The sequence below is a fragment of the Rhizobium sp. CNPSo 3670 genome, from assembly GCF_057784555.1.
Genome location: NZ_JBXSOL010000067.1, coordinates 1 through 9,707 on the forward strand (window position 1 = coordinate 1; position 9,707 = coordinate 9,707).

The following is a 9,707-nucleotide window of genomic DNA, read 5'->3' on the forward strand; positions in this document are numbered from 1 at the left end:
CACCGGTTCCACCGATGGCCTCGGCCTCGCCGCTGCCCGCACCCTCATCCGCGAAGGCCACGACGTCGTCCTCCACGCCCGCTCCCGCGAGCGCGCCGCGGCAATCGCCGAGACCTCCGCCGCCGCCCTCGGCCTCGTCATCGGCGATCTCGCCAGCGCCGAGGAAAACCGCTCCATCGCCGACCAGGTCAACGCCATCGGCCGCATGGACGCCGTCATCCACAATGCCGGCATCTACCTCGAGAAGAGCCGCGGCCAAACACCCGAAGGCCACGCCAAGACGCTGGCGGTCAACACGCTCGCCCCCTATCTCCTCACCGCCTGGATCACCCGTCCCGACCGGCTGATCTATCTCACCAGCGGCATGCACCGCAGCGGCAGCAGCGCGCTTGGCGATATCGACTGGAACAAGCGGCCATGGAGCGCCAGCCAGGCCTATTCCGAAAGCAAACTCTACATCGCCACCCTTTCCGCCGCCATCGCCCGCCACTGGCCCGACGTCCTCAGCAACGCCGTCGATCCCGGCTGGGTGCCGACAAAGATGGGCGGCGCCGGCGCGCCGGATGATCTCGAGATGGGGCATCTGACGCAGACATGGCTTGCGACGAGCGAGGACGAAGCTGCGAAGGTGAGCGGCGGGTATTGGTATCACCGCCAGCAGCGGGCGGCGGCGGCGGAGGTGGGGGATGTTGGGTTTCAGGAGGCGTTGGTGGAGAGGCTGGCCCAGCTCACAGGTGTTCGGTTGTTTGCGGAGCGGGAGTAAGGCAGGAGAAGGACCGCAACAGGTCTTCGACTTCGAGAAGACGAAGAAGCTGGTCGAGGTGATCAGAGGATTAAATGAGAGCGCGGCAGGGTGAATGGACTGGCTGGGGCGCCTGGCTTCGAACCAGGGGGCGGTACCAAGAACCGTTGACCTACCGCTTGGCTACGCCCCGAGAGGCACCAACTGCCTACAGCCCAAGTCAGCGGCGGGCCATTTCGTTTTCCACCCACTCTGCATATTCCTTCAACTGCTCGAGCAGAGATTCCGCGTCGGATAGCAGCATGAAACGGCCGCCGTATTGGGCCAAGTCTTTATTTCCCAGAATGCGAGTGAGCCTGGTTTCCTGAGATTTCGGCAGTCGGTTTCCCAAGGCATCCCGCAAGGTCTTGATGACCGCCGCGTGATCGTTTTGATTGATCTTGTTGGCGAAGGTTGCCGTGAGTGCGTCCATATAGGCAATGGCTGCGTTGACCACAGTCGCCGCAATCGGATTTCCGAGTGTTCCGGCCTGGGCGCTGCCGATTTGCAGTTTCGCCGATTCCAGAAATCCTCTGGCGATGATCAGGCGGTTTGCACCGTGACGAGGGTCGGAGGGTTTCGAAGGGCCGCTTCTGGTCAAGGTATCTCTTTCACATCCTTATCGATTCCGGACGAGGCCCAAGCACTACCAGTCCTTCGTTGAGAAACGCTTTCCATAGGGGATCGTCGCTTTGGCGCAATCGTTTCAGGTCAGTGATCGACAAGGTATTGACCGACGGCGAAAACGACAGCTCTTTTCCCTTGGCGGCCAGAAAGTCGATGCTGCCGTTTTGTATCGTTTCGATGTCTGGCGTATCAGCAATGAGCGCCACGTCCAGATCGCTTGAGGCGTTGTCTTCCCGCCTCGCGACGCTGCCAAATATCCATGCGGCCACAACCTTGTCGCCAAAGAGGGATGCGCATTCCTTCACCGCAGCAAGGATATGGGCAAAGCGTCTTTCCTCTGCCACGAACAGGGCTTGCACCGGGGCAAAAAACGGGGAGTCTCGATTGAGGCTGAAAAGACGGGCATAGCCGGTTCCAACTTCGGTCACGATTCGAAGACTCGCGAGGGTTGCCAAAGCGGCGAGTATAGGAGGGCGGGAGATCCTGGTTCTGCTGATGAGATTGCCAACGCTCAATTGCCCGCCGTGAAGCGATAATTCCCGCATTACCCGCACATTCGCTTCGCTCCCGAAAACAGTTGAAAGCGGGAAGCGGAGAGCGCTTTCTGGTTTTGGTCGCGCCATAGAAGCCCCTCGTATAGATATCTTTATGATCATAGTGATATCTATAGAATTGTAAAGATATAGATATGCTTCTATAGTTATCTTTATGATTCCGAGATAGGAGACGGCAAGCCGCTTCGTTGAAGCCGCACAATCAGGAATGAGACGGGAAAACAAACAGTGGCTGGGGCGCCTGGATTCGAACCAGGGGATGGCGGTACCAAAAACCGCTGCCTTACCGCTTGGCTACGCCCCACCAGAGCTTGAGCGGCGAACCGCTTGCTCACAAATCGACGCCTGATTAGCAAAGCTCTTTGCCTGTCACAATGACTAAGTTGCGCCTGCGACAGATTTCTGCGCGCGAAGTGGCGGGCGGCGTGCTAGCATGCCGCGATATTATCAACCTGAGATCATCGTCCCGCATGGAAAGTCCCGCATTCGACCTTGCTTTCGAGCCGGCCTATGGGCGGGCCGTGCCGGTTGCTCCCGATATCTTGCGCATCACGGCGGAAAATCCCGGGCCTTTTACCTTTTTCGGCACCAACAGCTATCTCGTCGGCTCCTCCTCGCTTGCCGTCATCGATCCCGGGCCGGAGGACGAGGCGCATTATCAGGCGCTGATGGCGGCGATCGGCGGGCGTCATGTGACGCATATCTTCGTCAGCCATACCCATCGCGATCACTCGCCGCTTGCCCGCCGGCTGCAGGCGGCAACCGGGGCGGCGACGGTGGGGCAAGGGCCGCATCGGCCGGCGCGGCGGCTGCGGGAGGGCGAGGCCAATCCCTTTGCCGAGAGCGCGGATATGGAGTTCGTGCCCGATATCGCGCTCTGCGATGGCGAGACGATAACGGGCGATGGCTGGTCGCTGACAGCGGTGCTGACGCCGGGGCATACGGCCAATCATGCCGCCTTCGCGCTCGAAGGCCGCGACATCCTGTTCTCAGGCGATCATGTCATGGCCTGGTCGACCTCGATCGTCGCACCGCCGGATGGGGCGATGGCGGATTACATGGCCTCACTCAACAAGCTGATAGTGCGCGAAGACGCCCTGTTGCTGCCCGGCCATGGCGGGCCGGTCAAGGAGCCGAAGACGTTCCTGCCAGCGCTGAAGGCGCATCGGCTCAAGCGCGAGCAGGCGGTACTGGCGCGGGTCGCGGCCGGCGATCGCGAGATCGCCGAGATGGTGAAGGCGATCTATCACGATACCGATCCGAAGCTGCATGGGGCGGCCGCCCTTTCCGTGCTCGCCCATATCGAGGATCTGGTGGAGCGCGGGGCGATTGTCGCGGATGGGCCGCCTTCGCTTGCCGCGCGCTATTGGCCGGGGTAATGAAAGGCGGAGGGAGATCAGCATGGGCCGCGCCGATTACAGCTATCGCACCGATCCCGCCGTTCCCGCCTTTGCCGATGACCGGCCGCTCATCGTCTTCGATGGCGAATGCGTCTTCTGCTCCGGCTGGGTGAAATTCGCGCTGAAGCACGACAGGCGGCGGCGATACCGGTTCCTCGCGGCGCAGACGCCGCTCGGCGAAGCGCTTTACCGGCATTACGGCCTGGATACGCGCGACTACGAAACCAATATCCTCATCGAAGGCGGCCGCGCCTTCTTCAAATCCGACGGCACGATCCGCATGGTGGCAAGCCTCGGCTTTCCCTATTCGCTGGCGAAGCTCTTTCGGCTGCTGCCGCGGCGCGCCGCCGATGTGCTTTATGAATTCATCGCCCGCAACAGGCTGAAGATTGCCGGACGGCAGAGCTGCATGGTGCCGACACCGGAGCAGCGCAGCCGCTTCATCGCATGAGCGGCGGCACCTTTTCCCTGCTGATCATCGGCGGCTACGGCGCCTTCGGCGGCCGGCTCGCCCGGCTGCTCGGCGAGGAGCCGCGGCTCAGGCTGCTGATCGCCGGCCGCTCGCTTGTTAAGGCCGATGATTTCGTCTTCGATCTGCGCTCGCCGAAGGGCGGCGCCGGGCGGCTCGGCAGCAACGATCTCGGCGCCTGGCTGCAGGCGGTGGTGTTCGATCGCGACGGCGACCTCCGGGAGCAGCTGACGCGGCTGAGGCCCGATCTCGTCGTCGATGCCTCGGGGCCGTTCCAGAGCTTCACCGGCGATGGCTACAAGGTGGTGCGGGCCTGCATCGAGCTCGGCATCGATTATGCCGATCTCGCCGACAGCAGCGGCTTTGTCGCCGGCATCGGTGGGCTCGATGCTGAGGCGAAGGCGAAAGGCACCTTCGTGCTCTCGGGGCTGAGCAGCCTGCCGGCGCTCTCCTTTGCAGCGCTGGAGGCGATGGCGCCGCATTTCTCCCGCGTCGACAGCGTGGCGGCCGGCATTGCCCCGTCGGCGCATGTGAAGATCGGCCTCAATGTCGTGAGAGCCATCGCCAGTTATGCCGGCAGGCCGGTGGCGCTGCTGCGCGAGGGCCAGCCGTCCAAGGGGCGCGGGCTGATCGACGAGATGCGGGTGACGATCGCGCCGCCCGATGTGGCGCCGCTCGCCAGCCGGACTTTCCTGCTGGTGGATGCGCCCGACCTGGCGCTGCTGCCCGCCCGCTTTGCCGGCCTGCAATCCACCTTCACCGGCGTCGGCACCGAGCCGCAGGCGCTGCAGCGGCTGCTGCGATTTGCCGCCCGGCTGGTGGAGATCGGGCTCTTACCCTCGCTCACGCCGTTTGCCCGGGCGCTGCAGGCGGCCAGCCATCGTTTCGCCGTCGGCGCCCATCGCGGCGGCATGTTCGTGCGCCTGGGCGGCCTCGATCGCGACGGGCGGCGGCTGACGGCGGATTGGTCTCTGATTGCCGAAGGTGATGACGGGCCGTTCATTCCGGTTCTCGGCGTCGAGCTGCTGGTGCGCCGGCTGCTCGAAGGCAGGCGGCCGGAAAGCGGCGCGCGGCCGGCGGCGGGGGAATTGTCGCTTGCGGATTTCGAAGCGGCCTTCAGCCAGTTCTCCATCGCTTCAGGCATCCGGCTGGATCACCAGGAAGAGGCCCAGCCGCTCTACCGGCGCATTCTCGGCGACGCCTGGGAGAAGCTGCCGCCGGCGCTGGCGGCGATCCATGCGGGCGGCACCCGTCTTGCCTCCGGCCGGGCGCGGATCGAGCGCGGCAGCGGTCTCCTCGCCCGGCTGATCGCCGGCCTCATCGGCTTTCCCGCCGCCGGCGAGGATGTGCCGGTGGCGGTGCGCTTTGCCGCCGATGGCGACAGGGAGATCTGGACGCGGTCTTTCGGCAGCAAGACTTTCCGCAGCTGGCAGGCTGAGGGCACCGGCCGCGAGCGCCACCTGCTCGCCGAAGTCTTCGGGCCGTTCCGGGTGCTGCTGGCGCTGGTGCCGGAGGGGCAGAAGCTCAGGCTCGTGGTGCGCGGCTGGCGGTTTTGTGGCATCCCGCTGCCGCTGTCCCTGGCGCCGGGTGGGGATACCTACGAGGAGGAGCGTGATGGGCGGTTTCATTTCCATGTGGAGATCGGCGGCCGACTGACAGGGCTGGTGGTGCGGTATTCCGGGTGGCTGGTGCTGGAGTGAGGGGCGGCGGCCAGCGCGCTGCTGTCCGGTTCGTGCTGGGACAGCCCCTCACCCTAACCCTTGCCGGGGTCGAGCCACTGGTCTCGACCCGTCCTGCGGACCCCCGTAAAACGGGGCGAGGGGACGTGCCCCGCGTGAGTTTGGTGGGGAACAAAAAGGTTGCGGCATGTCCCCTTCGCCCCGCGCGCGGGGGTCCGAAGGACGGGTCGAGGCCCGTGACTCGACCCCGGTCGGTGGCGGCAGCCGGATGAGGGGCACGCGGCGTTCTCCGTGGGTTTGCAGGCGGCCGATCAACGGCCGGCGAAACGCCCTCTGGCAGCTTCGGTGACGGGCATATAGAGGGCGACGCGTGTGCCCTCTGGGTCGGCAAACTGCACTGTCCGATTGCCCCAGGGCAGATCCTTGGGCGGGTGCACCACCGTGACCCGATCCTTGAGCCGGGCGAATTCCGCATCGACATCAGAAACCATGAATTCGAGAATGGCTGTCCGGTTGGCCCCCGGCTCGGCGCTGCCCTCGCTGAACAAGGCCACGGTTTCGGCGCTGCCGATGGCGAGGGTCGCGCCTGGTGTGACGATCTCGGCGAAGACGGGCGCAAGCCATTCGGCGCGGCAGCCCGTCACAAGTTCATAAAAGGCCACCATGCTGTTGATATCAGCGGCGATCAGGCGGGTGGATGCGAATTTCATGATCTTCTCCCTGCGTGCGCGACGATGGCTGCGCGACAATCTCTTGGCTTGCCTTTGTCACACAGCCATGCTGACAGCGTTGTGGCAGCAGGAGTCAGCAGGCATGCGAAAAGCAGAGCGGCTTTTTCAGATCATCCAGATTCTCCGCCGGTCGAGCCGCCCGGTGACCTCGTCCGCGCTCGCGGATGAACTGGAGGTCGCGCGAAGGACCGTCTATCGCGATATCGCCCACCTGGTTGCCCAGCGTGTGCCGATCGAAGGCGAAGCGGGCTTCGGCTATGTGCTCGATCCGCGATACGACATGCCGCCGCTGATGCTGACGCCCGACGAGATCGAGGCCGTCGTGCTCGGCGTTCAAATGGTGGCAAGGTTGAATGATGCGGCGATGCGCACTGCCGCCGGCGATGTCATGGCGAAGATCACATCGGTCATGCCGCCGGACCTGCTTCCCTATATCGCCGAGCCGGCGGTCGGCATCAGACCGGGGGATGTCGGCGGCGATGCGACAACCGACACGCGGCAGCTGAGGTCGGCGATCAGGGAAGGCCGCAAACTTGAACTCGATTATCGCGCGGCGGATGGGACGGTCAGCAGCCGCATCGTCTGGCCCGTGCTGCTCGGCTATGCCGAGGCGCACAGCCTTCTGATCGCCTGGTGCCAATCGAAACAGGCCTTCCGTCACTTCCGCACCGAACGGATCCTCAAGGTCGAGATTCTGGCTGAATCCATCGGCATGTCCAGGAGCCGGTTGCGGCAGCAATGGCAGCAGTGGCGCGATGCCGAAATGCGCAAGCCGGGTGGGCTGCCGTAACTGCTTCCGGCCGGCGAGCGACGTCACAGCCTTGTCGGGTTTTCGCAAAAGATCGGAACCAATGACGGCATTGCGGCTTCTTGTGACGGTCGGTTTCGGGCGACAACTTGAACTCCGGCTGCCAGAGGAAACAACTCGATGCGGAGCAGACTGTCACGGTTCGATGCTACAGCTCTGATGAAAGACAGGAAAAATCGAAAACAGCCATGCTGCACGGTGACGATCAATCCAACTCGGCAATCGCAACCGACGTTCCGCAGGCGGGTGCGATCTGCTATCGAAGAAACGGAAGCGGGCAGCTTCGCATCCTTCTCGTGGGAAGTCGTCGGCATGGACGATGGGGCGTTCCGAAAGGCAATCTCGACCCCTGCGAGACGACATCGGCAGCAGCGAGGCGGGAAGCTTTTGAGGAAGCGGGCGTCGTGGGCGACGTGGAGGCGACAGCCTTCGGTTCATTCAGCTACCACAAAGACAGCTCGCCGCATCACTACCATGTCACCGTTCACCTGCTGCACGTCGTCGAGGCGCAATCTGATTTCCCGGAGAAGGGCATGCGCAAACAGAAATGGTTTCCTTTGAAAGTCGCGATCCGAGATGCGGCACAGCCCGGCTTGAAGGCTCTGCTTTCCAGGCTTGAAGGCGCGGCCCTTTGAAGCTCGGCTTCACCAAATCGCTGTCGAAATTGTTGAAGACGCGACGGCGAGCCGTACGTCTGCTGGAGAAGACATGGAGTCCGCTTCGCCATAAGCCATCCAGGCAGGAGCGACCGAGGCTCCAGACGACCTCCGCATTTGGCAGCAACCCGGGAAGGCTTGTGATGAAGACCTTCGTGCCCGCCGATCTGCCAGGCAAGCCGGCCCTTGTGGTGGTGCTTCATGGATGCCGGCAGACGCCGGAAAGCCTGGACGCCGCCAGCGGCTTCTCGAGACTGGCCAGGGAGAGAGGCTTCGTGGTGCTTTACCCGCAGCAGACCCACGCCAACAATGCCCAGAAATGCTTCAACTGGTTCCGTCCGAGCGAGGTCGCTCGCGATCGCGGCGAAGTGCTTTCCATCAAGCAGATGATCGACCATGCCCTCAAACGACATCGAGCCGACCGCATGCGCGTTTACATTGTCGGCCTTTCTGCCGGCGGAGCGATGACAGGTTCATTGGTCGCCAACTATCCCGATATGTTTGCAGGCGCCGCTATCGTCGCCGGAATGCCGGTTGGCGCCGTGCGCGATGCAATGTCAGCGCTCCATGCGATGAAGTCCGGCGCTGCACTGCCCGCGGATGGCTGGGGCGCAAGGATTGCCGAAATCTCCCCCCGCCAACGGTCCTGGCCGCCGATCAGCATCTGGCAGGGGACTGCGGATCGTACGGTCAACCCGGCAAATGCGAGGGCTTGCGTCGATCAATGGCTTGAAGCGAACGCCGTCGATCGAAGCAGCGTCCGTGTCGAGAAGAAGCCCTGGGGCGAGTTGTCCTCTTGGAACGTCGCAGGCGCCCGCCCCGTATCGCTCTATTCGATCCATGGCATGGGGCACGGTCTTCCCGTCAAGAGTCGAAAGCCGGCCCCCTCAGGAGCGACAGACCCATTCGTGTTGGCAGCGGAGATCTCGGCTCCGATCGAACTGATGCGTCTGTGGCGTCTGCCGAGGCTCTAAGCATGCCCGGCCACTCCAGGTGATCTCAACACCGGGCACTGGGTCTTCTTGCAACGAGTGCTATATTCAATTCCGGTCGTTTCACCTGAGACGATCCGGGAAAGGAATTCTTCCATGGGAGACCAGAAGCGCCCGCTGCAACCCGGAAACACCGCGCCCGCGTTCGAACTCGCCACGGCCAATTTCGAAGGAACGGTTTCCTTGGCCGACTTGAGCGGTCGGCCGTTCCTGATCGGCTTCTTTCGCGGGCTGCACTGCCCATTCTGCCGGCGCCAGCTCGAACAGCTTGCCGGCATAGCGCCCATCCTCAGCGCCGCCGGGGTGAAGACCGTTGCCGTTATCAACACGCCGGTGGAACGCGCTCGCCTGTATGTCCGCCACCGCCCGACGCCGGTGACGCTCTTATGCGATCCCGACTGCCGCACGCATCGCGCCTACGGCGTGCCGCATGCCGAGTTCCTGCCCGATGGCAGCGGCGAGCAGCCCGAATGGCCTTATCGCGCGACGATGGCGCAGTTCCAGGCGGCGCGCATCAACCCCACGGGCGAGTTCCCGGAACCGCTCCAGCCGATGGAAGCCAACACGGTGCTCAACGCCAAGGACCGCTTCGAGCTTGATGAAGCCGATCATGCGATCTTCGCCAAGCACGCCACCCAGCTCGTCGGGCACTTCCTGGTCGATCAGAACGGCACCATTGCCTGGGCGCAAATCGAGGCGCTGGACGGACCCAGCAGCCTTTGCATTTTCCCGACGGCAGCGGAGATCATCGCCGCCGTGGGTGAGCTTGGACGCGAGGTTGCAGGGGCGTAGCCGGATGATTGGTGGCGCTCTGGCGGCCCGATTCACGTGGGCAAGGAACGGAGCTCGCGGCACGTCCCCTTCTCCCCTCGGGGAGAAGGTGCCGGCAGGCGGATGAGGGGGCCACAAGGTACATCCTCGCATCACAACCTTAGGCGAGAATTTTCGAAGGATGCGCAGCTGTTTGGAAAGATCAGCGCGACCGGCCCCCTTGCATGTTCAATTCGCGC

Annotated in this window: 11 protein-coding genes and 2 tRNA genes; 8 read left to right on the top strand and 5 right to left on the bottom strand. The window is 63.6% G+C overall.

All coding sequences use genetic code 11. The features are described from left to right. A partial coding sequence (locus AC13QO_RS29360; RefSeq protein ID WP_488542693.1) for an SDR family NAD(P)-dependent oxidoreductase occupies positions 1 to 763 on the top strand: 763 nt, incomplete at its 5' end. A gap of 100 nt (positions 764 to 863) precedes the next feature. Here AC13QO_RS29360 and AC13QO_RS29365 read toward each other — a convergent pair. The 4 genes from AC13QO_RS29365 to AC13QO_RS29380 form a co-directional block, all read right to left on the bottom strand. After that, positions 864 to 935, bottom strand: a tRNA-Gln gene (locus AC13QO_RS29365). A 27-nt stretch (positions 936 to 962) separates the two neighbouring features. Beyond that, on the bottom strand, positions 963 to 1,382 hold the full coding sequence (locus AC13QO_RS29370; RefSeq protein ID WP_488542694.1) for a hypothetical protein: 420 nt from the start codon (positions 1,380 to 1,382) through the stop codon (positions 963 to 965). 10 nt (positions 1,383 to 1,392) lie between these two features. After that, on the bottom strand, positions 1,393 to 2,031 hold the full coding sequence (locus AC13QO_RS29375; RefSeq protein WP_488542695.1) for a nucleotidyltransferase domain-containing protein: 639 nt from the start codon (positions 2,029 to 2,031) through the stop codon (positions 1,393 to 1,395). Positions 2,032 to 2,191: 160 nt separating this feature from the next. Beyond that, positions 2,192 to 2,266: transfer RNA gene (locus AC13QO_RS29380), tRNA-Gln, on the bottom strand. Between the two features lie 166 nt (positions 2,267 to 2,432). On the opposite strand from AC13QO_RS29380, the gene AC13QO_RS29385 reads away from it, so the two are divergent. The 3 genes from AC13QO_RS29385 to AC13QO_RS29395 are packed head-to-tail and all read left to right on the top strand — an operon-like array spanning position 2,433 to position 5,531. After that, positions 2,433 to 3,341, top strand: a complete 909-nt coding sequence (locus AC13QO_RS29385) for an MBL fold metallo-hydrolase (protein ID WP_488542696.1) — start codon at positions 2,433 to 2,435, stop codon at positions 3,339 to 3,341. 22 nt (positions 3,342 to 3,363) lie between these two features. Continuing rightward, positions 3,364 to 3,813, top strand: coding sequence for a thiol-disulfide oxidoreductase DCC family protein (locus tag AC13QO_RS29390; RefSeq protein WP_488542697.1), 450 nt, complete (start codon positions 3,364 to 3,366; stop codon positions 3,811 to 3,813). Beyond that, positions 3,810 to 5,531 (top strand): saccharopine dehydrogenase family protein, encoded by a 1,722-nt coding sequence (locus AC13QO_RS29395; protein WP_488542698.1) that lies wholly within the window; start codon positions 3,810 to 3,812, stop codon positions 5,529 to 5,531. Before AC13QO_RS29390 ends, AC13QO_RS29395 begins: the two co-directional genes overlap by 4 nt. Positions 5,532 to 5,821: 290 nt before the next feature. Here the strand turns inward: AC13QO_RS29395 and AC13QO_RS29400 are convergent, their stop codons facing one another. Beyond that, positions 5,822 to 6,220, bottom strand: coding sequence for a VOC family protein (locus AC13QO_RS29400; protein ID WP_488542699.1), 399 nt, complete (start codon positions 6,218 to 6,220; stop codon positions 5,822 to 5,824). 103 nt (positions 6,221 to 6,323) lie between these two features. Here AC13QO_RS29400 and AC13QO_RS29405 point away from each other — a divergent pair, with 103 nt between their 5' ends. The 4 genes from AC13QO_RS29405 to AC13QO_RS29420 all read left to right on the top strand — a co-directional run bounded on the left by AC13QO_RS29405 (position 6,324) and on the right by AC13QO_RS29420 (position 9,489). Beyond that, positions 6,324 to 7,031 carry a helix-turn-helix transcriptional regulator gene (locus AC13QO_RS29405; RefSeq protein WP_488542700.1) on the top strand — a complete coding sequence of 236 codons (708 nt, stop codon included), beginning with the start codon at positions 6,324 to 6,326 and terminating at the stop codon, positions 7,029 to 7,031. 206 nt (positions 7,032 to 7,237) lie between these two features. Then, positions 7,238 to 7,684, top strand: coding sequence for an NUDIX hydrolase (locus AC13QO_RS29410; RefSeq protein ID WP_488542701.1), 447 nt, complete (start codon positions 7,238 to 7,240; stop codon positions 7,682 to 7,684). Further along, complete coding sequence (locus AC13QO_RS29415; protein WP_488542702.1) at positions 7,681 to 8,679, top strand: extracellular catalytic domain type 1 short-chain-length polyhydroxyalkanoate depolymerase; 999 nt, start codon at positions 7,681 to 7,683, stop codon at positions 8,677 to 8,679. Before AC13QO_RS29410 ends, AC13QO_RS29415 begins: the two co-directional genes overlap by 4 nt. A gap of 114 nt (positions 8,680 to 8,793) precedes the next feature. After that, entirely contained in the window at positions 8,794 to 9,489 is a 696-nt protein-coding gene (locus tag AC13QO_RS29420; protein ID WP_488542703.1) for a peroxiredoxin-like family protein, read from the top strand. Positions 9,490 to 9,707: the final 218 nt, after the last annotated feature.